We start from the raw sequence: 24,584 nt of genomic DNA, 5'->3' as shown, positions 1-24,584 counted from the left end.
CGTTCAGCCCCTCCTCGCCTTCGCACACGGCCCTAAGGCCGCTTAGCTTCAGGCTCCTCGGTGCTTCGCGGCTCTGACGACTCGCCACGGAAACCCTGTCTCTTCTTTAGCAGGTGGTGGGGATCTCGGTCAGGTGCAGCTCGGGCGGCTCGGTGAACGAGCAGCCGGGGATGCCCTTTGCCACGAAGCCCAGCTTCGGCATGAGTTCGGCGGGCGTTCCCGTCTCGGCCACCTGGCCGTTTTTCAGCAGCACGATCTCGTCGGCCAGCTGGATGATGCGCTCCTGGTGCGAGATGATCACGATGGAGCGCCCGTCGCGCGCCTCGTGGATGTCGCGGAACGTCTCGGTCAGGCGGTCGAAGCTCCAGAGGTCGATGCCGGCCTCGGGCTCGTCGTAGATGGCCAGCTTCGGGTCGCGCGCGAGGATGGTGGCGATCTCGATGCGCTTCACCTCGCCGCCGGAGAGGTTCTTGTCCACCTCGCGGGTGAGGTAGTTCGCCGAGCACAGGCCCACGCGCGCCAGGTACTCGTTGCACGAGAGCATGGGCAGCTTCTTGCCGGCGGCGATGTCCAGGAGCTTCTTCACCTTCATGCCCTTGAAGCGGGCGGGCTGCTGGAAGCCGTAGCCGATGCCCTTCTTCGCGCGCTCGGAGATGGACAGGTGCGTGATGTCCTCGCCGTCGAACAGGATCTGGCCGCCCGTGGGCTGCTCCACGCCCATGATGAGCTTGGCGAGCGTGGACTTGCCGCCGCCGTTCGGGCCGGTGATGACCGTGAAGCGGTCGTCGGGGATAGTGAGCGTGAGGTCGTCGATGATGCGCTTCGTCTCCTTCGCGCCCTCCGACAGCGGTACTTCAAACGTGAGGTTCTTCAGTTCCAACATGGCAGATGCTCTCCGTCTCTTCCTCCACTAATTGATACTACATTACTACCATTTATGGTGCATGACGTCAAGGCGCGGTGCCCGAAACCCCCTCGGACGGCGCGCCGCGCCCCCTTGGGCGGCAGAGCGAAGAACCCGCTCATGCGCCGATTCGTTCCAATCGTTAATTCTAGCTTTTAAAGTCTGGAACGGAAGCATGAATGTCTTATTTATTCGCTCGAAAGGCGCAAGGTCGCACCAAACACGTACAAATGTTTCACGTGAAACACCGCCAGCGAGGCATCATCCCGGGCGCTGGAAGAAGGGGAGCCGCGAGGAGCACGGAGGGCCGAACCCGCCAGCCGAGCGGATGATCGAACCTGTGGAATGTTCCCTGATGATGAGACGGGCTGCCGAAACAACGAGCGTCTGAAATAGGCTGTCGCCAATCGGGCGAGTGAAAAAATCGATCGATCCTGAGCGCTGAAATTTCGAGCATAGGGATAGCCGTGCGCTCGCCAAACGGGCGCATGAAAAAGGATGCATGAAAAAAAGGCGATCGAAAAAACGAATGAATGGGGAAAAGTGGGCGTTCGAAGAAGCGGCGATCGAAAAAAGAATGCGCTCCAGCGCGTTAGGGCGCTGGAGCGCATCTCGGGCGTTTTTTGTCACGGAGCAGCTCTGCCGCGGTCAAACGGCCGTCGCACCATGGCGTGCACATCCGCGGCGGCCGCTGCGCCGCAAGGGGCGCATCCTCGGTGCGGCCGCCGCGGTCGGCGCAGCGGGCAGGGCATCACTCGTTCAGCAGGTCGACCACGTCGAAGGGGGTGCGGGAGGCCTCGATGATGTCCTTGCTGCCGAACGTGCACACGGCGTCGTGCGCCACCGCGTCGGCCAGGGGGGCGCCCAGCGCGCGTACGGCCTGCGGGTCGGCCGCCACCATCTCCTCGCGGGTCTGGAGGCGCGCCTCGGGCGTCCGGCCGCCGAAGTAGTCGCCGTCCTGGCGGCGCGCCAGGGCGCGGGCCTTGAGCGGCGCGTCGAAGCCCGCCACGGTGCTCACCACGTAGCCCTCCATGGCCTCGGGCTTCGGGTCGAACGCCTCGAGCCAGGCTGCCGAGGCGGCGAAGCGCGCCAGCGTCTCGTCCAGATGCGGGTCGCGATAGGAGTAGAAGCGCAGGTTGCCCGTGCGCGCCGCCCCGAAGCCGGCCCCGTAGGCGCCGCCCTTCACGCGCACCTCGTTCCACAGGAAGTCGTAGGACAGCGCGCGCGCCGCCACCTGCCAAGCGCCCGTGTAAGGCGCCCCGTCGGCGCGGCGGTCGAAGCCCTGCGCCGCGTAGCACACGTCGGTGGGCACGATGAACGCCTCGTTGCGCACGGCGGGCGCGGGCACGGCCAGCGGACGCTCGGAGGATCCCATGCGCCCGGTGACGGCCCCGGCCCTCCAGAACCGCTCGAAGTCGTCGTCGGCGCCGGTGAAGCTCACCGTGCAGCCGTCGTCCACGAACAGGCGTCCCGCCAGCTCGGCCAGACGGCCGGCCAGATCGTCCGCACGCTCGTCGTAGTGCGCGAGCAGGTCCTTCAGGAAGCGGTAGAAGTCCACGCCCCCCACTTGCTCGCGCACGATGCCGGCGGGAAGGTAGTACGATGCCACGCGCGCCATGGCGGCCGCATGGCCGGCTGCGGCGAAGCCCTGCTCCATGCCGATGCGCCGCTGCTGCAGCACGTCCTTGATCTTCCCGGCGTCGGCGAAGTCGGTCTCCAGCATGATCTCCAGCGGCAGCTCGCAGGCGGCCTCCACGTTCTCGGAGAGCGCGCTCGCGCCCACCACCAGCTTCGGCGCCAAGGCGCCTGCGCCGTCCTCTTCCTCGTAGATCTCGGTGAAGAACGACAGGTTACCCAGCCGCCCGTTCACCAGCGTGTCGATCTCGGCGGCCGTGTGGCGCGCCGTGCCCAGCTTGCCCAGCACGAGCGCGAGCACGGCGACGTAGGGCAGGTCCTCGAAGCGCGCGCGCCCCAGGTCGAAGTAGCGGTAGGCGTACGCGATGCCGCGCGTGGGGATGTCGTGGCGCAGGCAGGGCGCGGGCGCGCCTTCAGCCAGGCCGTAAACGGGCTCGACCGGCGCCGGGCCGATGTCGGCCACGGACAGGCGCGGCAGCGTGGCGAGCGCCGCGGGCGCGTCGGGCTCGGTCTGCAGGCGTCGCAGCTCGGCCTCTTCGTCGGCCACGCGCGCGAAGTCCTCGGGGCCCATGGCGGCCTCGGCGGCGCGCAGTCGCTCGGCCTCGTAGGCGTCCTCGTCGCCTTCGAGCGGCCGCACCTCGGCCAACGCCCAGTGGCCGCTCTCCAGGAACACGTCGATCATCAGGCGCTCGAAGTAGCCCGTGCCCAGCTCGCGGCGCAGCAGGGCGAAGTCGTCCTCGTAGCGCAGGTAGGTCGTGGCCATCTCGTCGTCGTAGAGCCAGCCGGACAGCGCCGTCATGGACAGCGCCACGCCGTCGGCCATGCCGAAGTCGCGCTCGCGCATGACGAACTCGGCCCGCGAGAGCGACGCCTCCACGAGCGTGCGGTCGATGCCCTGCTCGGCCACGGCGCGCAGGGCATCCTCGAAGGCGGCGCGGAAGCGTCCGGCGGCCCCGGGCTTCGACCCGCGCAGCTGCACGACGGCGAACGGCTGCAGCATCCCGTCGGCCACGAATGCCTGCACGTCGTCGGCCAGGCCGGCGTCCAGCAGCGCGCGCTTCACGGGCGCCTCGTTGCTGCCCATGAGCGCGTCCAGCAGGATGTCCACCGCCACGAGGCGCGTGCGCTCGGCAGCGTCGCCTATGACGTAGCCCAGGCCCGCGCAGGCGTTCTCGGGGGCCGTGTCCATGTCGCGCACCACGTGCTCGGCCACCACGGGCGCCTGGGCCTCCAGGGCGTGCGGCTCGAGCGGCGCCCTGCCGGCTGCCGTGCGCTCGGCAGCGCGGGCGGCCTCCTCGTCGGCCACGGGGGAGAGGTACTCCCGGTCCAAGAACGCCAGCATGCGATCCAGATCCACGTCGCCGTACAGCGTGAGGTAGCTGTTGTCCAGCCGGTAGTGGCGCGCGTGCTCGTCCAGGAACTGCTCATAGGTCAGGTCGGGGATGGCGCGCGGCGTACCGCCCGACTCGAAGCGGTAGGCCGCGTCGGGGAACAGCGCCGCCTGCAGCTCGTCGTAGAGCACGGAGTTGGCGTCGGAGAGCGCGCCCTTCATCTCGTTGTACACCACGCCGTTGAGCACGAGCTCCGCCTGGCCGTCCTCGGCCTCGGTCGCCGCCACGAGGTCGCCCGCGATGGAGTCGCCCTCGTCGGCCTCCGCGTCGGCGGCCAGTTCGTAGTGCCAGCCCTCCTGCTCGAAGATGGCGCGCTTATGGTAGATGGCCGGGTGCAGCACCGCGTCCAGGTACACGTCCGCGAGGTTCAGCAGGTCCTGGTCGTTCGTGCTTGCCACGGGATACAGGGTCTTGTCGGGGAACGTCATGGCGTTCAGGAACGTCTGCATGGAGCTCTTCAGCAGGTCCACGAACGGCTCCTTGACGGGGAACTTGTCCGAGCCGCACAGCACGGAGTGCTCCAGTATGTGGAACACGCCCGTGTCGTCGGCGGGCGGCGTCTTGAACGCGATGGAGAACGCCTTGTTGGCGTCGTCGTTCGCCAGGTAGAGCAGTCGCGCGCCGCTCTTCCGGTGGGAGAGAACGTATGCCGTCCCGTCGATCTCGGGCAGCTCCTCGCGCGTGAGCACGGTGAACCCGTGCAGCTGGTCGTTAGGTGAGAGTTCCATGGGTGGCTCGCTTTCCTCGTGGCAGCGTTGCGTTTCCGCTCATTGTCGCACAAAAAAAGGAGGCCCGGCAGGGCCTCCATACTATCGGTTGACTAGTCGATGACCGCCGTTCCCGGGCCGCCCTCGTCGTAGCGGTGGCAGGCGCACTGGTGGTTCGGCTTCACCTCGACCAGCGGGGGCATGACCTCGTCGCAGCCCTCGACCTTCGCGAAGCAGCGGCCGGCGAAGCGGCAGCCGGGCGGCGGGTCGATGGGGCTGGGCACGTCGCCTTCCAGAATGATGCGGTCGCGCTTCGTGGCCGGGTCGACCGACGGGATGGCCGACAGGAGCGCCTGCGTGTACGGCGACAGCGGGTCGGCGTACAGCGACTTCTTCGGGGCGATCTCCATCATCTTGCCCAGGTACATGACGCCCACGCGGTCGGACACGTGCTTCACCACGTTCAGGCCGTGGGCGATGAACAGGTACGTGAGGCCGAACTGCTCCTTGAGCTCGTCCAGCAGGTTCAGCACCTGAGCCTGGATGGACACGTCGAGCGCCGACACCGGCTCGTCGCACACGATGAGCTTCGGGTTCACGGCGAGTGCCCGCGCGATGCCCACGCGTTGGCGCTGGCCGCCCGAGAACTCGTGGGGGTAGCGGTTGCGCATGTAGTTCGCCAGGCCCACGCACTCCAGCAGCTCGTTCACGCGATCCTCTACCTGGTCCTTCGGCAGGATGTTGTTGGTGAGGATGGGCTCGGCGATGATGTCGCCGATGCGCATGCGCGGGTTCAGCGACGCATAGGGGTCCTGGAAGATCAGCTGGATGTCCTTGCAGTAGGCCTTGCGCTCCGCGGGCTTCATGGCCGTGAGGTCGTGCCCGTCGAAGATGATCTTGCCGGACGTGGGCTTCAGCAGGTTCACCAGCATCTTGCCCACGGTGGTCTTGCCGCAGCCCGACTCGCCCACCAGGCCGAACGCCTCGCCGCGGCGGATCTGGAAGCTCACGTCGTCCACGGCCTGCACGTGCGAAGTGGCCTTGCCGAAGAAGTTCGTCTCGGCGGCGAAGCGCTTCGTGAGGTGCTGGACGTCCAGCAGGATATCCTGCTGGGGCGCGGACGTGCCGTCCGCGCCCGCCTGCGGCTGGGCGGCAGCGGCCTTGTTCCCGTTGCTCTCGCTCATCGGCCCGCCTCCTCGCTCTTCTCAAGTTCCTCTAGCTCTGCCTCGCGGATCTCCTCGCCGGCCAGCAGCGCCTCGGCCGTCTCCACGTTGCGCGCCGCCTCGGCGTCGGCATGCGCCTCGGCCTCGCCCTCGGCGATGGCGGCCGCGCTCTTGGCCTGGCCCTCGGCGTTCTCGTACAGGAAGCACCGCACCTTGTGGCCGCCCACGTCCACCAGGTCGGGGATCTTCTCGCGGCAGATGTCCATGCAGGAGTCGCACCGGTCGGAGAAGTGGCAGCCCGGGGGCATCTCCAGCGGGTTCGGCACCATGCCCTTGATCATGTACAGGCGCTTCGAGTCGTCGTCCTCCAGGCGGGGGATTGACTTCAGCAGGCCCAGCGTGTAGGGATGCATCGGGTGGTCGAACAGCGTGCGCACCTCGGCCTCCTCCACCACCTGGCCGCAGTACATGACCACCACGCGGTCGGCCGTCTCGGACACCACGCCCAGGTCGTGCGTGATCAGCAGCACGGCCATGCCGGTATCGTCGCGCAGGCGGCGCAGCAGGTCCAGGATCTGCGCCTGGATGGTCACGTCGAGGGCCGTGGTGGGCTCGTCGGCGATGAGCAGCTTCGGGTTGCACGACAGCGCCATGGCTATCATGACGCGCTGGCGCATGCCGCCCGACATCTGGTGCGGGTAGTCGTCGATGCGCTTCTCGGGGCTCGGGATGCCCACCTTGCGCAGCATGTCGATGGCGCGCTCGCGCGCCTCCTTCTTCGACACGTTCTCGTGCGTGCGGATGGCCTCCACGATCTGCTTGCCCACGCGGTACACCGGGTTGAGCGACGTCATGGGCTCTTGGAAGATCATGGCCATGTCGTTGCCGCGCAGCTCGCGGTACTCGCGTTCGGACAGCGTCACCAGGTCCTTGCCCTCGAACTCCATCGAGCCGCCGGCCACGTGCCCCGGCTCGGCCAGAAGGCCCATGACCGAGAGGCTGGTCACGGACTTGCCGGAGCCCGACTCGCCCACGATGGCCAGGATCTCGCCGGCGTCCACGTCGAAGCTCACGTCCTCGACGGCCTTGACGATGCCCTTCTTGACGGGAAACTCCGTGGAGAGGTTCTTCACCGATAACAGCATGCGATCACCTCTTCCTTGCTTTGGGGTCCAGGCCGTCGCGGATGCCGTCGCCCAGCAGGTTGAACGCCAGCACGGTCAGCGTGATGGCCATGCCGGGGAAGATCATGAGCCACGGCGCGCGGAACAGCTCGTTGCGGCCGCGTCCCAGCATGTCGCCCCACTCGGCCGCCGGAGGCTGCACGCCCAGGCCCAGGAAGCCGAGCGCCGCCGCATCCAGGATGGCGGTGGAGATGCCGAGCGTCGCGCGCACGATGATGGACGGCAGCACGTTCGGCAGCACGTGGCGGAAGATGATGGCGGCGTTGGAGTCGCCCACGACGCGCGCCGCGGCCACGTAGTCGTTCTCCTTGATGGAGAGTATCTCCGAGCGCACGATGCGCGCGTACTCGGGAATGGACACCAGGCCGATGGCCACGACCGCCTTCTCGATGCCGGGCCCGAGGGCCGCCATGATGGCGATGGCCAGCAGGATGGAGGGGATGGCCAGCATCATGTCCATGATGCGCATGATGATCGTATCCGCCTTGCCGCCCTTGTAGCCGGCGATGGAGCCCAGGAGCACGCCCACCGTCAGCGAGATGGCCACGGCGGCCAGGCCCACGGTCAGCGTGATCTGCGTTCCGACGAGCACGCGGCAGAAGATGTCGCGGCCCTGGATGTCGGTGCCGAACCAATGCTGCGCCGAGGGCCCGAGCAAGGACTCGCTCAGGTTCTGCGCGTACGGGTCGTAGGGCAGCACGCTCGGCACGAACTTCGTGACCAGCGCGATGATGATGAGCAGCAGGATGAAGATACCGCTCACGAGCGACGCCTTGTTCGACACGATGCCGGCGAACACGTCCTTCCAGATGCTCTCGCGCTTCTCCTTGGCCGGCCCGCCGTTCAAGACGATCTCGGCGGCGGGCTCGGTTGCGAGCTTCTGCTTCTTTCCCATCGATATCACCCCTCTTCCTTCGCGCCGTACTTGATGCGGGGATCAAGGTAGGCGTACACGATATCGACGACAAGGTTCATGATAACGAAGATGACCGCCACCAAGAGCACGATGCCCTGGACGACGGGGAAGTCGCTCTTCAGCACGCAGTCGACGGCGAACTTGCCGATGCCCGGCCAGGCGAACACCGTCTCGGTGAGCAGCGCGCCGCCTAGGAGGCTGCCGAACTGCAGGCCGATGACCGTGGAGATGGGCAGCATGGCGTTGCGCAGCGCGTGCTTGATGTTCACGGTGCCCTTCTTCAGGCCCTTGGCGCGCGCGGTGCGGATGTAGTCCGCGTTCAGCGTCTCGAGCATGCTCGAGCGCGTCATGCGCGTGATGATGGCCATGGAGTACAGCGACAGCGCCACCGTGGGCAGGATGAGGTGCACGAGCACGTCGCCCAGCGCCTTCCAGTCGCCCCGCATGATGGTGTCGAGTATGAAGAAGCCCGTCCCCCCGGTGGGTTGGAGCAGGGGCGTCACGCGCCCGCTCGAAGGCAGCACGTGCAGGATGCCGGCGAACAGCAGGATGAGCAGGATGCCCGACCAGAAGATTGGCATGGAGACGCCCACGAGGGCCACCACCATGCTCACGTTGTCGGCAAGCTTGTTCTTCTTCACCGCCGCCAGCACGCCGAGGGCCACGCCCAAAAGCGATGCCACGATGATGGCGCAGATGGCGAGCTCGGCCGTGGCGGGGAAGCGCGCGGCGATCTCGGCCGTGACCGGCTGGTGCGTGTAGTAGGACGTTCCGAGGTCGCCCTGCACGGCGCCCACGATGAAGTTGATGTACTGCATCCAGATGGGATCGTCCAACCCGTTGTCCGCGCGCCACGCCGCCATCGCCTCGGGTGTTGCGTGCTCGCCCAGAACCACCGGAGCCGGGTCCGGGGCCAACACGCGCGTGATGAGGAAGATGATGATCGTAACACCCAGCAAAACGGGAATCACCATGAGGATTCTCTTGAGGATGTACTTGAGCATAAAGCCCCTTTCTTACCTGTCCTGCTCCGTTATCCGAACGAATACAGGAACGAAGCCGAAGACCCGTGGCCCCCGGCTTCGGGCACGCCAAACCGTCCTTGGCGTGCAGATCATCAGATCGTTTACGACCGGATGACAGTGTAGCGCAAGTGCGGCCCGCACGCGACGAGAATACGACGTGCGGGCCGCACAGGGAAAACCCGGCGCCCTCGCGGGCGCCGGGGAACAGCCTTTACGCTTCCTTCGAGACGCCCTTGAAGAACACGACTCCCGTCGGATGGTAGTAGAAGTCCTTGACCTTGGGGCTGTAGCCCAGCAGGTTCTTGGAGTGGGAGATGAGCACCCACGGCTGCTTCTCGGCAACCATTTCCTCGCACTGCAGGTAGATGGCGTCGCGCGCGTCGCCATCGGGGGTCTTCAGGCCCTCGGCGATGAGCGCCTTGTACTCGTCGTCCTGCCAGTGGGCCACGTTCATGGACCAGTTCGTGTCGGCGAGCAGGTTCATGAAATTGTCCGGGTCGCCGTTATCGCCCGTCCAGCCGTAGAAGCAGATGTCGTACGGGTCCGTCTGCACCTTCGTCTTGTAGGTGGTCCAGTCGTACTGCGTGATGCTCAGCTCCACGCCCACGGCGGACAGGTAGCCCTGGATCATGTTGGCCAGGTCGCTGCCGCCCTTCTGGTTGTAGGGGCGGGCGGTGGTGTAGGTGATGCACTGCAGCGACGTGATGCCCTTGTCGGCCAGCGTCTTCTTGGCGGCCTCGGGATCGTAGGCCGTCTGCTTGACGTCCTTGGTGTAGGGGGCCATCCAGGTGGGCATGACCGAGTTCGCCACGGTGGCGTAGTCGCCGTAGATGGACTTCACCATCTCCTCGACGTTGATGGCCTGGGCCACGGCCTTGCGGACCTCCTGGTCCGTGCACTTGCCGGTCTCGGTGTTGAACGCCATGTAGTTGATGGTCATGCCGTCCTCGGAGAACAGCTCGAAGCCGTTGTCGACGATCTGGTCGGCCGATGCGGGGTCGACGCTGGAGATGATGTCGCACTCGCCGTTGATGAGCGAGGTCAGGCGCGTGTTGCCCTCGGCGATGATCTTGAACACGAGGTTCTTCGTCTTGGGAGCCTCGCCCCAGTAGTCCTCGTTGGCAACGAGGGTGACCGAAGCGCCCTTCGTCCAGTCGACGAACTTGTAGGGGCCGGTGCCCACGGGGTTGGTGATGGCCTGGCCGTCGGTGGCCGCCTCGATGGCGCTCGGCGCCACGATGGGGGAGGCCAGGGCCATGGCGAGGTTCTTCACGAACGGGGCGGAAGCCGCGCGCATCGTGATCTTCACGGTGTAGTCGTCAACGGCCTCGACGCTCGCGACGCCGTTGCCCGCCTCTTCCTCGCCGAACACGAACGACGCGTAGGGCATGTCGGAGTTGCGGTTGGGCTCGAGCTGACGCTCGATGGAGGCCTTCACGGCCTCGGCGTTGAAGTCGGTGCCGTCATGGAACTTGATGCCCTCGTTGAGCTTGATGGTGTACACCAGGCCGTCGTCGGAGATCTCGGGCAGGTCCTTGGCCAGGCAGGGCGACACCTTCGCGTCGGTCTTGCCGTACTGGTACAGGCCCTCGTACATGTTGCAGGACACCACGGCGGACTCGCCGTCGTCGAAGTACGCCGGGTCGACCGCGCGCGGGTCGGCCGTCAGGCTGTACGTGATGGTGTCGGCCGTGCCGCCGCCGGCGGGGGCGTCCGCGCCCTCGTCCTTCTTGGCGTCGTCGCCACCGCCGCAGCCTGCCATGCTGACGAGGCCGAAGCCTGCCGCCGACACGCCGAGCAGCTCCATGAACTGACGCCTGCTGAACGCACTCTTGCTTTCCATAGGGGTATGTCTCCTTCCCTCAAACCCCGCGCGTCGCGGGGCCCTCCTTCGAGCTTTCAGCTCGCGCGCGGTACGTCGCATCCTGCGGCGACCGTCGCGTATCCGTATACTTTATTACAATAAAGCGTAAGGAAGCGCAACAAAACCGCCCGAAACGCGATATTAATCTGCCGAGCGCACCAATTGGCCCCCGAAAGGCAGCGGAAGGGGCGGCGGGCGGAGGGCCCCGCTGCCGGGCCGGCCGCTTACGCGAGGGCGCGCCTGCGGAGCCTGCTCTGCCAGCCCGCTCGCGGTAGGGCCGCAAGAGGGCCTGCGCGCCGAGCGGCTTGCCGCGATCGGGATTGCCCCCTTCCCAAGGCCGCCCGGTTGGTGCTATGCTTCGTCCGACCCGGAAAGCCCGACCGAAGAAAGGCCGCAATGCCCTCAACCGCCCACACCGCAGCTTTCGCCGACAGCGTGCTTAACACGTTGCCCGTCGGCGCGTGGTGGTGGAAGAGAAGGCATTGATCCCGGGTCTCGCATAGGCTTCTGTTCCGCGCATGCATACACAGAAGAGCCCTCGGAGATCCGGGGGCTCTTTTTGTTTGCGCGGACGGAGGATGAACCGCGGCGGGGACGCCGCAGCAACGTGAAAGGAACCATCATGACCGAGAACGCGCCGCACCGCCTGTACCTGCGAGAAGACCAGATCCCCGCGCAGTGGTACAACCTGCGGGCCGACATGCCGGAGAAGCCCGAGCCCATCCGGCTGCCGAACGGCGCCGTGGCGCGCCCCGAGGACCTCGCGCCCGTGTTCTGCGACGAGCTGGTGGCGCAGGAGCTCGACGACGACACGGCCTACTTCGACATCCCCGAGCCCGTGCGGGAGATGTACCGCATCTACCGGCCCTCGCCGCTGTGCCGCGCGTACAACCTGGAGCGCGCCCTGGGCACGCCCGCGAAGATCTACTACAAGTTCGAGGGCAACAACACGTCCGGCTCCCACAAGCTGAACTCGGCCATCGCGCAGGCCTACTACGCCAAGGCCCAGGAGCTCACGGGCATCACCACCGAGACGGGTGCGGGCCAGTGGGGCACGGCGCTCGCCGAGGCCGCCGACCACTTCGGACTCAACCTGGACGTGTTCATGGTGAAGTGCTCCTACGAGCAGAAGCCGTTCCGCCGCAACATCATGGAGACGTTCAAGGCCAACGTCACGCCCTCGCCGTCGGACACCACGGCCATCGGCCGCAAGATGCTCTCCGAGCATCCCGATTCCACGGGATCGCTCGGCACGGCCATCTCCGAGGCGGTGGAGCGCGCGCTGAACATCCCCGAGAACAAGGGGCGCTACACGCTGGGCAGCGTGCTCAACCAGGTGGTGCTGCACCAGTCGGTCATCGGGTTGGAGAGCTACGCCGCTTTTCAAGAGCTGGGCGAGTACCCGGACGTGGTGATAGGCTGCGCGGGCGGCGGGTCGAACCTGGGCGGCCTCATCGCGCCGTTCATGCGCGACACGCTGCGCGGCGAGCGTCCCGACACGCGCTTCGTGGCCGTGGAGCCCGCGAGCTGCCCCTCGCTCACGCGCGGGCGCTACGCCTACGACTTCGCCGACACGGGCCAGACGTGCCCGCTTGCCAAGATGTACACGCTCGGCAACGGCTTCCAGCCCAGCGCCGACCACGCCGGCGGCCTGCGCTATCACGGCATGAGCCCCATCGTGTCGAAGTTGAAGCACGACGGCTACCTGGAGGCCGTGGCCGTGAGGCAGACCGACGTGTTCGCCGCCGCCGTGGAGTTCGCGCGCGTGGAGACCATCCTGCCCGCGCCCGAGAGCGCGCACGCCATCTACCAGGCCATGGAGGAGGCGCGCCGCTGCGCCGAGACGGGGGAGGCCAAGACCATCCTGTTCGGCCTCACCGGCACCGGCTACTTCGACATGAAGGCCTACGACGCCTTCAACAAGGGCGAGATGGTCGACCACGAGCCCACCGACGAGGAACTGGAAGCCGGCTTCGCCACCATCCCGCACATCGAGGGCCTGCAGTAGGAGGCGGCCCTCGGCCGAGGCCGGAGGAGGGGCGTCCCCCCCCCCGGCCACCCGGCCGCGGCCGCGCTCCCCGCTTGGCAACGGGCGCGATGCCTGTCGGGGGCGCCACACCATGCGAGCGGGTCGCCTGGGCTGGGAGCTGCGTCGCGTTACGCGGGAGCCCTGCGCTCGAGCTTCGCACGGGGGACGCCGCACTGCACGGGGATCGCACCGAGCGGGAGCTCCGTAAAGCGCAGGGGCGCCGCCCCGGGTAGGGAGCTGCGCCGCGCAGGTGATGGCTGTCTCCGCATAGGCCGGTGTTTTTGTCACGCGAAACCGTCCTTCCTGTCAAAAAAGAGCCGGTTTGGCAATAGAGAAGCGCGTTTCGAGGCGCCTTTCGACAGGTCGCCTCGAGAAAGGCCAGGTCGCCTTTTTGAGCGTTACGCTGTCGATTGCCAAACCGGCTCTTTTTTGACAGGAAGGGCCGGAATCGGCGGCAGATCCCGGCCTTTCAGGCGCGCGAGGGCGGCCTGCGGTTCCGGCAGCGTCCCCTGGCGCGCTGCGAACGGGGATTCACCCGCCGTGCAGCGGGTCCATCAGGCGGGGCTTCGCTAGGCTTCGCCCGTCCGCCCCGCTGCGGCGCGCCTGCTCGGGCGCGCGTCTGCATCCTAGCCGGCAACCGTTTCGCCTCATGAGGCGAAACGGTGCTACCATGGTTCCATGAGCCTTTTCCGTGCCGAGCATATCGCCCTGTCCTACCGTCGCGGCGGCGAAGCCGTGCCGCTTCTGCGCGACGCGTCGCTCTCGCTCGAGGCGGGCGCGATCTGCGACCTCGTGGGGCCCTCGGGTGCGGGGAAGTCGACGCTCCTGCGTGCGTGCGGGCTCATGCTGGGGCGCGACTCCGGCGAGCTCTACCTGGACGGACGGCCCTCCTCGGCGTTCAAGCCGACCGAGTGGCGCCGCCAGGTGTGCCTCGTGCCGCAGCAAGCCGCGCTCGTGGCGGGCACGGTGCGCGACAACCTGGTGCTCCCGTGGAGGCTCAAGGTGAACGCCGGCACGCAGCCGCCCGCCGACGACGGGCTCGCGCGCCTGCTGGACGCGGCCGAGCTCTCCGACGTGGGCCTGGCCCGCGACGTGTCGCAGCTCTCCGGCGGCCAGGCCGCTCGCGTGGCGCTCCTGCGCGCGTTCGCCACGCGCCCCCGCGTGCTGCTGCTCGACGAGGTGGACGCGGCGCTCGACGACGACTCCGCGCTCGCGGTGGGCCGCCTCACGCGCAGCCTCGTGGACGCGCGCACCGCCTGCCTGCGCATCCGCCACCGCGCCTCCGACGGCTTCGCGTCCGGCACGTTCACGCTGGCGGACGGCGCGCTCTCCTTCGCGTCGGCGGGCGGGGAGGGGGTGCGCCCGTGACCGACGGCGTGGTGGACATCGGCTACGTGGAGCTCTTCTCGGCGAGCGCCCTCATGCTCGTGGCCGGCCTCGTGTCGTGGAAGCTGGAGCTCGGGCAGACGCGCCGCATCGCCGTGTCGTCGGTGCGCTGCTTCGTGCAGCTCCTCGCCGCGGGCTTCCTGCTCACGTACCTGTTCGAGTTCCAAACGTGGTGGCTCGTGCTGCTCGTGCTGGCGGCCATGGTGATCGCCGCCACGCAGATCGCCACGTCGCGCGTGAAGAGCCGCATCCCCGGGCTGGTGCCCGCCGTGTTCGTCTCGCTCTTCGTGTCGTCCACTGCCATCGGCCTTATCGTGGTGGAAGGGGTCGTGCACGCCGAGCCGTGGTACAACGCGCGGCAGCTCGTGCCCATCGTGGGCATGATCATGGGCAACGCCATGGCGGCCGTGGCCGTGGCCATCGATAGGCTGTTCACGGACATGGACGCCCGTGCTTCCGAGATGTTCTCGCTCGTGGCGCTGGGGGCGACGCCGCACGAGGCGGCCGCCCCCTCGCTCAAGGCCGCCATCGGGGCGGGCATGACGCCGGTGCTCGCCAACATGTCGGCGGCGGGCATCGTGACGTTCCCCGGCATGATGACCGGCCAGCTGCTCGCGGGCGCCGACCCGCTGGCCGCGGCCAAGTACCAGATCGTGGTCATGCTCATGCTTTCGGCGGCCAACACCATCGCCATCGTCATGGCGAGCTATCTCACGTACCGCCGCCGCTTCGCCCCCGATGGATATTATTTGGACAAGGGCCTGCGCGGATAGGCCGTACCTTATAATCGGCAAGACGCGAAAGGAATGCACCGTGGCTGACGAGAAGGCGTTTTCCCATATTACGGTTACCACCGACGATGATGACGACGTCGTCATCCAGGCGGGCGCCCGCGCGGTTTCGCGCCCGGTCCCCGTACCCGTGCCGGAGCCCGATTGCGCGCCCGTTGCCGAGGAACCTGCGTCCGGCGAGGCCGCCGCGGAAGAGGACGTATCCGGCAACCCGTCTTCCAGCCGCTCGGGCGAGATGCCGCGGTCCTCGGAGGAGCCCTGTCGCGAGCAGCGGCTCGAAGATCTTTCGGGAGCACCCATGCCCAAGGCCCAGAAGGCCGTGCTGGCTACGGCGCTGCTGCTCATCGTAGGGTTCGCCGCATACTACTTCTTCTTCATGCGCTGATGCGCTCTCCTCAAAGGCAGGAAGGTCGAACGATGCCAAAACACGCTGCAAGCAAACCATCCGGGGCCCCATCGGATCCCGATCGCACTCCCGATGCCGGCGGCCCTGCCGCAGACGACCGCGACGAGCGCATTGGCCTGACGGAGGCGTTCGCGCCCGTCGGCGCCGACCCGGCGGCCGCAGCGCCCGAGGCTCCTGCCGACGGCCGGGACAACGCCATCGGCCTCACTCAGGCGTTCGCCCCGGTGGACGGTGCTCCGAGCGGCCCGGCGCATGCCGGCGGCTTCAGCTACAAGGGCGACACCGACGACGAGTACCCGGACGCCTTCGACAGCCTCGAGCCGCGCGACACGCCGTCGCTGCTGCTCGACGACGAGGCGCCCCTGGAGCCCGAGCCGCCGAAGGGCCTCCACGGCAAGAAGGACAAGACGGACGTGCCCCCGCATATGCGCAAGTCGCGCCGCATGCGCCGCGTGCTCATCGTGGTTATCGTGCTGCTGGTGGTGCTCATCGGCGTTCTGGGCTACCTCACCTGGCGCCTCGTCACCGAGAGCCAGACGCTGGCCGCCCAGCAGACGCAGCAGCAGCAGGACGCGCAGGAGGTGACCGCCATCCAGCAGGAGGAGACGAAGGACGCCTCCACCGAGACCACGAAGAAGACCGAGGCGCCGAACCTCGCCGCCGTGCTGGGACTCGGCCAGGACGAGGCCCTGGCTGCGCTCGCCCATGGCGCCCAGGTAACCGCCTCGAAGGACGTGAACGAGGAGGGCAACCCCATCAAGAAGGACGTGACGGTGGCTTTGACTGACGAGCCGGCCGACACGCGCACGGGCACGCCCACGGTGTACCTGGGCCTCAACGAGGAGGGCAAGGTCGTGCAGGCGGGCTATTCCGCCTCCACCGCCGCGCTCGGCTACGGCACGCTCAGCTTCGCCGATGCCGTCAAGAACGAGCACGTGGTGGAGAAGACGCTGCAGGAAGCCGGCATACCGGTAGTCGAGGGCGCGGCCGTGCTGCCCGAGGACAAGACGGCCTACTCCACCTACGACACCGACGGCACGACCCTCGTGAAGGAGAACTGCTCGTTCTCGGGCACGGTCGACCTGAACGGCGCGCCCCACGAGTGGTCCGCGGTGCTGTCCTATAACTACACCACCGCGAACATGTCCGGCAACCTGGCCGACACCATCCGCATCATCTACGTGTACATCAACGCTTAGGGGTTCCGGCGGCCTCCCGGCCGCCGGAACCTGCCGACGCTGCGGCCGGCCGTGGTGCCCGATCTTGCCGCGATCCCGGAGGCTCGCGTACCGCAGTACGCTTCGCCTCCGGGATCGCGCCAATCTCGGGCACCGCGTCCGGCCTCGCTGACTTGCTACGACAATATGCGATCCCGTTTTCGCGCCTTCTCACGCCCCGTGCGGTCGGAAGCCGAAGTACTGCTCGCAGGCGTCGGCGAAGGCCGCCTCGTCGGGCAGGGGGATGCGCTCCTTCTTGCCGTCTTTTCGCACGGTGAGCATGTCGTCCCAGATGGCGAAGTAGCCGTTCGGCGTGCGCAGGTTCGCTATGCGGTGGTCGTGGAACTCCGTGCCCGGACGGGAGCAGGCAAGGTTGAGCGCGTCGAAGTCCCTGTCCATCACGGTTGCCAGGCACAGCTCCAGCTCGGTCTGCATGCGAGAGGGCCCCTCGATGCCGTAGAGATCCTTCTTCGCCCCGGTCACGCGGTCCACGGCCCACCAGTACGCGTCGATGCGGCGCGCGGTGAACGACTCGCCGCGGATGATCTGCTCCTGTCCGTCCGCGAGCGAGAGCGAGGCCGAGGGCAGCGGCCCGCCGAAGCCCACGTCCACGAGGACCTCTTTGCCGTCCAGCTCCACGAGCACGGCGCGGTGGTTGATGGGATCTTTCACCTTGGCCCCGCATACGGCGCGGCACAGGCACGGACGCACCCGGTAGCCCAGGCTTGCCAGCAGCGCCTCGAACAAGGCGTTCAGCTCGAAGCAGTAGCCGCCGCGGCGTTGCGCGACCAGCTTGTCGAACACCCGGGCCGGCTCCAGGTCGGGCGGCTCGGTGCAGCGGTACATGTCGATGGTCTCGAACGGGATGGAGCACTGGTGCGCGTAGACGAGTTCGTCGAGCGCCTCCCGCGTGGGACGTTCGGGCCGCTCGAGCCCGAGGCGTGCAAGGTAGGCGCGCGTCCTTTGCGCGCCGAGAGCGAATTCGCCTTCCATAGATCTCCCCTGTTCGGTCTACGGTGCCCGGGCTTCCCCTGCGCCCGAGGCGTCACGTGCCAATGATAACGCAAAACGCACGTAAAGTGGGATGGGCCTTCCATCTTGCTCGATGCGGCCGCTTGCATGGCGGGCGGGCGCAGGTCGACAGGGCGGGCGGAACGCGACCGGCGCGGCGGCCTACTCGGCCTCGTCGGCCTTGCGGGCGGCGCGCACGTTCTCGAGCGAGATGGTGGGGATGCGCACGAGCATGAGGTACAGCAGGAACAGGGCCACGCAGCCCAGGACGATCCAGACGACGGGCTTGCGGACGAAAAAGGCGCTGGCGCCCATGAGCACGAACGACACGGTGAGTATGCGCACCTTCGTGGCAGCGGGGATGCCCCCGGCCTCCTTGAACGCGGCCACGTAGGTGCGGTACACCTTCGTGGAGATGATCCACGCGTGGCAGCGCGGCGACGACCGCGCGAACAGGAACGTGGCCAGAAGGAGCAGCGGGGTGGTGGGCAGCACGGGCACGAACACGCCGATGCAGCCTATGATGCAGGCGATCCAGGCTCCGGCGAGCATGAGCAGGCGGGGCAGGCGATTCATGGAAGTCCTTCCGTAGCGGTGGGCGGACGGTGCTCCTCGGCGGCGTTTCGCCGTTGGCAGCAGTATACCGAACGCCAAGCTCCGCGGGCGGAATCCGCGGGGTTTTCCCGACGGGCGGCCTCGGAAGGTCCTTTCCGGCCATGCGCGAGGTTGCGCGCATGGCCGGCACGCGGCATCGCCGATTGCACGTGGCCTGGCGAAAAGATGGCGAGAGAGGATGGCTTTGGCGAGGAGGCGGAGAAGACGGCAGGGAGGGTTCCGCGAAAAGGACGATTCACCCCTTGCATCTTCTGCTTGCCGTGCTACAATAGGCAGGCTGTTTACACAAGCGAGGGGAAACCCTCCACCTGATTCGGCGCTTCGGCTGCTGATGGGTCGCTCGAATACGGGGCCGCACGCGGCCCGGTCATGAGAATCGAACCCGTCGCTTTCCGGAGCGGCGGGTTTTTCATTGAAGCGCGCAAGCGCGGAAGAATGGGAGGTGAGCGCGATAGCTGCTCAAGAGCCTCGGCTCAACGAAGAAATCACCGTCCGGGAATGCCGTCTAATCGGCTTCGACGGCGAGCAGATGGGCATTTACGTCACGGCGGAGGCCCAGCGCGTCGCGGACAACCAGGGGCTCGATCTCGTGGAGATCGCCCCGAACGCCGAACCGCCCGTGTGCCGCATCATGGACTACGGGAAGTTCAAGTACGACCAGGCCATCAAGGCCAAGCAGGCCCGCAAGAACCAGAGCAAGGTCGAGACGAAGGAAATGAAGTTCCGGCCGAAGATCGACGTGGGCGACTACACGACGAAGAAGAAGCACGTCATGCGCTTCCTCGACGCCGGCAACAAGGTGAAGATCACCATCATGTTCCGCGGGCGCGAGATGGCGCACCCGGAGCTGGGCCTCACCATCCTGGAGCGCCTGGCCGACGACCTGAAGGACGAGGCGGTCATCGAGAACCAGCCGAAGATGGAAGGCCGCAACATGCACATGCTCATCGCCCCCCTGCCCGCAGCGGTGGCGGCGAAGAAGAAAAAGGAAAACGAGAAGAAGGAAGCTGAAGGGAAGGACGAGTAATGCCCAAGATGAAGACCCATCGCGGCACCGCGAAGCGTTTCCGCGTCACCGGTTCCGGCAAGATCATGCGCTCGAAGGCCTACAAGAGCCACATCATGACCAAGAAGAGCCAGAAGCGCAAGCGCAACTTCCGCCACGAAACCGAAGTGTCCAAGGCCGATCAGAAGACCGTCGCGCGCGGTCTCGGCCTTCGCTAGAGAAGGAACAGGTGATAGAACATGGCTCGTGTCAAGCGTGCAGTCAGCGCCCATAAGAAGCGTCGTACCGTCCTCAACCGCGCCAAGGGCTACTACGGTGCGAAGTCCCGTTCCTACCGTGCCGCGAAGGAGCAGGTGCAGCATTCGCTCCAGTACATGTACCGCGACCGTCGCAACAAGAAGCGCGAGATCCGCCGCCTGTGGATCACCCGCATCAACGCGGCCGCCCGCATCAACGGCATGAGCTACTCGGTGCTCATGAACGGCCTCAAGAAGGCCGGCGTGCAGCTGGACCGCAAGGTTCTGTCCGACATGGCCGTCAACGACCCCGCGGCGTTCACCGCCATCACCGAGGTCGCCAAGAAGGCCCTGTAGCAACCTGCGGGCCTTCGGGCCTGCAGAGCTTTCTGCGCCGGGAACGAACGGCGCCATGAAGAAAAGGCCCCGCATCGCGGGGCCTTTTGCGGTGCTCGACGGGGCGCCGGGTGTGACAGGGGTGTGACAGGGGGACGTGTGTGACAGGGGGACGGGGACAATGTCACGCCCCGTGGAGGGGACGGGCGTCTTACGCTTCGGCAAGATCCCGGTCGTGGCCATCTTCGTGCTCCCAGCCATCCAGGTGGCACAGCTCGTCCACGCCGGTGAGCGTGCGGGTGAGGTAGGCCTGCACCACTTCGCGCGCGCTTCCGTGCGCGCCGGCTATGACCTCGATACCTGCATGGCAGAACACGTTCGCCACGTCGTAGTCGATGGCTCCCACGATGAGCGTGTCCACGCCCATCTCCACGAGCAGAGCCACGAGCTTGGGGGCGGCCAAGCCGGGGTTCGGCAGGTTCTGGCATTCCACGATGATGCCCCGGTCGACCCGGTAACACATGTAGCTGGCGCATTGCCTGAAACGGGGAGCAACTTCCAAGCCTTCGCTGGCTACTGCGATCCTCATGAGCACCCTTTCCATTCGATCTGACTCCCTTACGATAGCGTGTTTGCCCGATTGCGTGTCCGCCCTTTCGCCCAGCGGGGAAAAATAGTAAGCTGAACGACATGGATACCTTTGAAGAGCTTTCTTATGACGTCGTCGTGGTTGGAGCGGGCATAGCCGGCGCGGCCTGTGCCCGCGAGCTGTCCCGCTACCGGCTTGACGTGGCCGTGCTCGAAGCCGGCAACGACGTGGCCTGCGGGGCGACCCGCGCGAACTCCGGCATCGTGCATGCCGGCTACGACCCGGTGCCCGGCACGCTCAAGGCGCGCTACAACCGGGAGGGCTCGCGGCTCTTCGCTCGGTGGGCCGACGAGCTGGGTTTCGCCTACCGGCGCAACGGCTCGCTCGTGCTGGCGTTCACCGACGAGGAGCTGGCGAGCGTCCGTGCGCTCGTGGCACGGGCGGCGGAGAACGGCGTGGAGGGCGTGCGCGAGCTGGACGCTGCGGAGGTGCGCGCGCTGGAGCCGGCCGTCGCCCCGTCTGCGAAGGGCGCGCTGCTGGCCGAGACCGGCGCCCTATGCGATCCGTACGAGGTTGCGCTCGCCTGCTTGGAGCAGGCCGCGGAGCACGGCGCGCGGCTGTTCTTCGGCGAGCGGGTGGTGGGCATCGGGCGGTCGGGGCAGGCCGGCGAGGGCGGTCCGGACGGCTCGGGCGGGCGCTATCTCGTGTCGACCTCGTCAGGCGCGCGCATTGCCTGCCGGGCCGTGGTGAACGCGGCGGGCGTGCATGCCGACGAATTGAACAACCTGGTGAGCGCCCACAAGCTTCGCATCGTGCCGCGGCGGGGCGAGTACCTGCTCTACGACACCGACCAGGGCGGCGCGTTCTCCCACACGGTGTTCCAAGCGCCCTCGCGCGCGGGCAAGGGCGTGCTCGTGACGCCGACCGTGCACGGCAACCTGCTGGTGGGGCCGAACGCCGTGGAGCAGGGGAGCAAGGAGGACGTGTCCACGAGCGCCGAGGGCCTCGCGTTCGTGCTGGAGGCGGCGCGGCGAACGTGGCCCGATGCGGGCACGCGCGGAGTCATCGCGAACTTCGCGGGTCTGCGTGCCTCGTGCGCGGAGGGCGACTTCGTCATCGGCCAGCCGGACGACGCGCCGGGCTTCTTCAACGTTGCCTGCTTCGACTCTCCGGGCCTCACCTCGGCGCCCGCCGTGGCCGTGGACGTGGCCGCCGGCGTGGCCGGGCTGCTGGGGGCTTCGCCAAGGCCGGACTTCGACCCGCGCCGCCGGCACGCCGTTCCGTTCTCCGGGATGGGCGAGGAGGAGCGTGCCCGAGCCATCGCGGCCGATCCACGCGCCGGGCATGTGGTGTGCCGCTGCTGCGAGGTGACGGAGGCCGAGGTCGTGGCGGCGCTTCATGGCCCGGTGCCCGTGCTCTCGCTCGACGCGCTCAAATGGCGCACGCGCGCTACGATGGGGCGGTGCCACGGCGGGTTCTGCTCGCCCGAGATCGCGAAGATCGTCGCGCGCGAGACGGGCACGGCTCCGGACGCCTTGGACAAGCGGCTGCCGGGCTCGCCGCTCGTGGCCGCGGCGCGGCCGGACTATGCGGCGCTGGCGCGGATCGAAGGCGAAGGGGGCCTTGCGGCCGGCGCGCACGCGCTTTCGGGCGCGGCAGGGCGCGGCACCGACACGGTCGGGTCGCTTGCCGATGCCCCTTACGTGGCGGGTTCCCCCTACGACGTGGTCGTGGTGGGCGGGGGCGCGGCGGGCATGGCCGCTGCGCGCGCCGCAGCCGACGCCGAAGCGCGCCGGGTGCTTTTGGTGGACCGCGAGGCGAAGCTGGGCGGCATCCTGAAGCAGTGCGTGCACAACGGGTTCGGCCTGCACCGCTTCGGCGAGGAGCTCACCGGGCCCGAGTACGCCGCGCGCGAGGCCGCGGCGCTCGAAGGGCGCCCGGCCGCCGTTGGCGGTGAGGCCGGGGCGCAGGATGCGCCCGGTGCGACGGCCTGCGTGGAGGTGCTGCTCGGAGCGTCGGTGCTTTCGGTAGACGCGGCGCGCGCCGATGCCGGGGAGCTTGTGGTGCGCGCAGTGAGCGGGGCGGGGGTCCACGTGCTGCGCGCCCGCGCCGTCGTGCTGGCCACGGGCTCGCGCGAGCGCGGCGCCGGCGCGCTCAACCTGGCCGGCAGCCGCCCGTCGGGCGTGTTCTCGGCCGGCAGCGCGCAGAACTTCATGAATTTGCAGGGGTGCCTGCCGGGCCGGCGCGCCGTCATCCTGGGCTCGGGCGACATCGGCCTTATCATGGCGCGCCGCCTGGCCTCCCAGGGCGCCCAGGTCGAGGGCGTCTACGAGCTGATGCCCCATCCCTCGGGCCTGCGGCGCAACATCGTGCAGTGCCTGGACGACTTCGGCATCCCGCTGCACCTGAGCCGCACGGTCGTGCGGCTGGAGGGTGCGGGCCGGCTGGAGGCCGTGCACATCGCCCACGTCGACCCCGCCACGCTCAAGCCCGTTCCGGGTACCGAGCGGCGCGTGGCCTGCGACACCCTGCTGCTGTCCGTGGGCCTCATCCCCGAGAACGAGGTGGCGAAGACGGCCGGCGCGGCGCTCGATGCGGTGACGGGCGGCCCGCGGGTCGACAACCGGTTGGCCACCGGCGTGCCGGGGCTCTTCGCCTGCGGAAACGCGCTGCATGTGCACGACTTGGTGGACCATGCGTCCGCCGAGGGCGAGTCGGCCGGCGCGGCTGCGGCGGCCTATGCGCGCCGCGTTGCCCTCGGCGGGCATGCTGCCGGGGAGGGGGCGCGCGGTACCGCGTTGCCGGTTGCCGCCGTGACGGCCGTTCCCGTGCTCCCGGACGAGGGGGTTCGCTACGTGGTTCCCCAGGCCATCGACCCGGCCACGGGTGCCGACGAGGACGTGACGCTGTCGCTGCGCGTGTCGCGCGCCCTGCGCGGGCCGCGCTTCTTCGTGGAGGGCGTGGCTGCCGACGGGTCGGTGCGCACGGTGAAGAAAGCCAAGACCATGGTGGCGGTGCCGGCCGAGATGGTGCAGATCAAGCTATCGGGTGCCGACGTTGCGGGCCTCTCCTCGCTGCACGTGCGGGTGGAGGGGCGTCCGGACGATGCGCCGCCGTCCGTTGCGTCGCAAGCGGCGGCTTTGCAGGCCGCGCGAGGCGCCGACAAGCGGCCCGACGTGGCGGGAGGGGGAGCCGAATGATGCAGCTTGCCACCGAGATAACCACGTTCACCTGCATCTGCTGCCCGTTGGGCTGTCAGCTTGAGGTGTCTTTCGACGAGCATGGCAGCGTGACCGAGGTGTCCGGCAATACGTGCGGGCGCGGTGCGGCGTACGCGGAGCGCGAGGCTGCGGCGCCCGAGCGCATGGTGACGGCCGTGCTGCCCGTGGAGGGCTGCCTGGAACCCGTGAGCGTGAAGACGGCGTCCCCCGTGCCGAAGGCCCGGGTGGCCGACGTGCTGGCAGCCTGCCTGTCCGCGCGCTTGGCGGCACCGGTCGCGGCGGGCGACGTCGTCGTGGCCGACGCGTGCGGCACCGGCGTGGACGTCGTCGCCACGAAAAGCGTACCATAGCGGCGAGGATTGCAAAGGGCTGCCAGGAGCGAGGGCGCCGGCAGGCGAGGCGAGGGCGAAGGGGCAAGGTGGCCGCCATGGCGGACGAAGACGTGCGGGGACAGCAGGAGGAAGGGCGCGGTGCCCGCATCGCGGGGACGGCCATCGTGGCTGTGGGCGTGGTCGCGCTGATATTCGCCGCTGCCGCGGCGGCGTTCTTCCTGTTGGCCGAGCTGCTGCAGGGAGCGTGGCTCCTGGCCGGCAGCGCGCTCGTCGTGCTGGCCGGCCTCGTGTGGGCCGCCAACCGCCTGGTTCGCGTCGCCGCCAACCAGAACAAGGACCCGCTGGGGTAAGACCCTCGCCCGCGGATGGCGGAAGGGCGTCCCGGCTGGCCCATGACGGGAGGACGGCCACGGCCAGCTGGCGATTCCGGCCAGCTGGCGGCGGGGATGCGGGTGCCTTGCCGGCGACCCGTTCCGGTGCCGGGAGAGGGTCGGGTGGACGAGATCCGGGGCTATGGCATGTTTGCCGTCCGGATAACGCAGGGCAGATTCTCCCGAACAGGTATTTCTCTGTGATCGTTCCAATCGCGCAGGTGGAAAACATGCCATGGCCCCGGATCT

General features: G+C 68.0%; 21 protein-coding genes. 11 read left to right on the top strand and 10 right to left on the bottom strand.

The features are described 5' to 3' along the window. Positions 1-106: 106 nt before the first annotated feature. From K9U15_RS11570 to K9U15_RS11540, 7 genes are all read right to left on the bottom strand, one after another. Positions 107-883 (bottom strand): ABC transporter ATP-binding protein, encoded by a 777-nt coding sequence (locus tag K9U15_RS11570; protein WP_096228271.1) that lies wholly within the window; start codon positions 881-883, stop codon positions 107-109. A 772-nt stretch (positions 884-1,655) separates the two neighbouring features. Further along, a complete protein-coding gene (locus K9U15_RS11565) occupies positions 1,656-4,658 on the bottom strand; it encodes an insulinase family protein (RefSeq protein ID WP_301156151.1) in 3,003 nt (1,000 codons plus the stop codon). 92 nt (positions 4,659-4,750) lie between these two features. After that, positions 4,751-5,821 carry an ABC transporter ATP-binding protein gene (locus K9U15_RS11560; protein ID WP_096228273.1) on the bottom strand — a complete coding sequence of 357 codons (1,071 nt, stop codon included), beginning with the start codon at positions 5,819-5,821 and terminating at the stop codon, positions 4,751-4,753. After that, entirely contained in the window at positions 5,818-6,945 is a 1,128-nt protein-coding gene (locus tag K9U15_RS11555; RefSeq protein ID WP_096228274.1) for an ABC transporter ATP-binding protein, read from the bottom strand. Before K9U15_RS11555 ends, K9U15_RS11560 begins: the two co-directional genes overlap by 4 nt. A 4-nt stretch (positions 6,946-6,949) precedes the next feature. Next, positions 6,950-7,879, bottom strand: coding sequence for a nickel transporter permease (gene nikC / locus K9U15_RS11550; protein WP_167380506.1), 930 nt, complete (start codon positions 7,877-7,879; stop codon positions 6,950-6,952). A 5-nt stretch (positions 7,880-7,884) separates the two neighbouring features. Next, the gene (locus tag K9U15_RS11545; RefSeq protein ID WP_096228276.1) at positions 7,885-8,904 is read right to left on the bottom strand and encodes an ABC transporter permease; all 1,020 of its coding nucleotides are present in this window, start codon (positions 8,902-8,904) and stop codon (positions 7,885-7,887) included. Between the two features lie 232 nt (positions 8,905-9,136). Beyond that, positions 9,137-10,768: an ABC transporter substrate-binding protein gene (locus K9U15_RS11540; protein ID WP_096228277.1), complete on the bottom strand. Its 1,632-nt coding sequence runs from the start codon at positions 10,766-10,768 to the stop codon at positions 9,137-9,139. A 643-nt stretch (positions 10,769-11,411) separates the two neighbouring features. Here K9U15_RS11540 and K9U15_RS11535 point away from each other — a divergent pair. From K9U15_RS11535 to K9U15_RS11515, 5 genes are all read left to right on the top strand, one after another. After that, a complete protein-coding gene (locus K9U15_RS11535) occupies positions 11,412-12,797 on the top strand; it encodes a TrpB-like pyridoxal phosphate-dependent enzyme (protein WP_301156150.1) in 1,386 nt (461 codons plus the stop codon). A 699-nt stretch (positions 12,798-13,496) separates the two neighbouring features. Continuing rightward, positions 13,497-14,186, top strand: coding sequence for an ATP-binding cassette domain-containing protein (locus K9U15_RS11530; protein WP_301156149.1), 690 nt, complete (start codon positions 13,497-13,499; stop codon positions 14,184-14,186). Further along, positions 14,183-14,977: an iron export ABC transporter permease subunit FetB gene (gene fetB, locus K9U15_RS11525; protein WP_278805382.1), complete on the top strand. Its 795-nt coding sequence runs from the start codon at positions 14,183-14,185 to the stop codon at positions 14,975-14,977. The genes K9U15_RS11530 and fetB overlap by 4 nt, the downstream gene beginning before the upstream one ends. 40 nt (positions 14,978-15,017) lie before the next feature. Next, positions 15,018-15,380: an SURF2 Surfeit locus protein 2 gene (locus K9U15_RS11520; protein ID WP_096228281.1), complete on the top strand. Its 363-nt coding sequence runs from the start codon at positions 15,018-15,020 to the stop codon at positions 15,378-15,380. A 32-nt stretch (positions 15,381-15,412) separates the two neighbouring features. Continuing rightward, positions 15,413-16,600 carry a histone-lysine N-methyltransferase gene (locus tag K9U15_RS11515; protein WP_123674186.1) on the top strand — a complete coding sequence of 396 codons (1,188 nt, stop codon included), beginning with the start codon at positions 15,413-15,415 and terminating at the stop codon, positions 16,598-16,600. A gap of 189 nt (positions 16,601-16,789) precedes the next feature. Here K9U15_RS11515 and K9U15_RS11510 read toward each other — a convergent pair whose 3' ends face one another. Further along, positions 16,790-17,611 carry an arylamine N-acetyltransferase gene (locus K9U15_RS11510; RefSeq protein ID WP_096228283.1) on the bottom strand — a complete coding sequence of 274 codons (822 nt, stop codon included), beginning with the start codon at positions 17,609-17,611 and terminating at the stop codon, positions 16,790-16,792. Positions 17,612-17,791: 180 nt separating this feature from the next. After that, positions 17,792-18,205 (bottom strand): YbaN family protein, encoded by a 414-nt coding sequence (locus K9U15_RS11505; RefSeq protein WP_123674187.1) that lies wholly within the window; start codon positions 18,203-18,205, stop codon positions 17,792-17,794. Between the two features lie 481 nt (positions 18,206-18,686). Here K9U15_RS11505 and infC point away from each other — a divergent pair, with 481 nt between their 5' ends. The 3 genes from infC to rplT are packed head-to-tail and all read left to right on the top strand — an operon-like array spanning position 18,687 to position 19,843. Continuing rightward, the gene (gene infC, locus K9U15_RS11500) at positions 18,687-19,271 is read left to right on the top strand and encodes a translation initiation factor IF-3 (protein ID WP_172623289.1); all 585 of its coding nucleotides are present in this window, start codon (positions 18,687-18,689) and stop codon (positions 19,269-19,271) included. Continuing rightward, positions 19,271-19,468 (top strand): 50S ribosomal protein L35, encoded by a 198-nt coding sequence (gene rpmI, locus K9U15_RS11495; RefSeq protein WP_015540216.1) that lies wholly within the window; start codon positions 19,271-19,273, stop codon positions 19,466-19,468. Before infC ends, rpmI begins: the two co-directional genes overlap by 1 nt. A gap of 21 nt (positions 19,469-19,489) precedes the next feature. Next, positions 19,490-19,843, top strand: coding sequence for a 50S ribosomal protein L20 (gene rplT, locus K9U15_RS11490; RefSeq protein ID WP_015540215.1), 354 nt, complete (start codon positions 19,490-19,492; stop codon positions 19,841-19,843). Between the two features lie 190 nt (positions 19,844-20,033). Here the strand turns inward: rplT and K9U15_RS11485 are convergent, their stop codons facing one another. Continuing rightward, complete coding sequence (locus K9U15_RS11485) at positions 20,034-20,411, bottom strand: NifB/NifX family molybdenum-iron cluster-binding protein (protein WP_087190646.1); 378 nt, start codon at positions 20,409-20,411, stop codon at positions 20,034-20,036. 101 nt (positions 20,412-20,512) lie between these two features. Between K9U15_RS11485 and K9U15_RS11480 the strand changes: the two genes are divergently transcribed. The 3 genes from K9U15_RS11480 to K9U15_RS11470 all read left to right on the top strand — a co-directional run bounded on the left by K9U15_RS11480 (position 20,513) and on the right by K9U15_RS11470 (position 24,314). Further along, on the top strand, positions 20,513-23,611 hold the full coding sequence (locus K9U15_RS11480) for an FAD-dependent oxidoreductase (protein ID WP_301156146.1): 3,099 nt from the start codon (positions 20,513-20,515) through the stop codon (positions 23,609-23,611). Then, positions 23,608-23,982: a DUF1667 domain-containing protein gene (locus K9U15_RS11475; protein ID WP_301156144.1), complete on the top strand. Its 375-nt coding sequence runs from the start codon at positions 23,608-23,610 to the stop codon at positions 23,980-23,982. Before K9U15_RS11480 ends, K9U15_RS11475 begins: the two co-directional genes overlap by 4 nt. Before the next feature lie 77 nt (positions 23,983-24,059). After that, the gene (locus tag K9U15_RS11470) at positions 24,060-24,314 is read left to right on the top strand and encodes a hypothetical protein (RefSeq protein WP_087190648.1); all 255 of its coding nucleotides are present in this window, start codon (positions 24,060-24,062) and stop codon (positions 24,312-24,314) included. Positions 24,315-24,584 lie beyond the last annotated feature (270 nt).

This window comes from Gordonibacter sp. RACS_AR68 (genome assembly GCF_030418485.1).
Taxonomy (GTDB): Bacteria; Actinomycetota; Coriobacteriia; order Coriobacteriales; family Eggerthellaceae; genus Gordonibacter; species Gordonibacter urolithinfaciens.
Note: the sequence above shows the minus strand (reverse complement) of the source record. Positions and strands in the feature narration are given on the sequence as shown.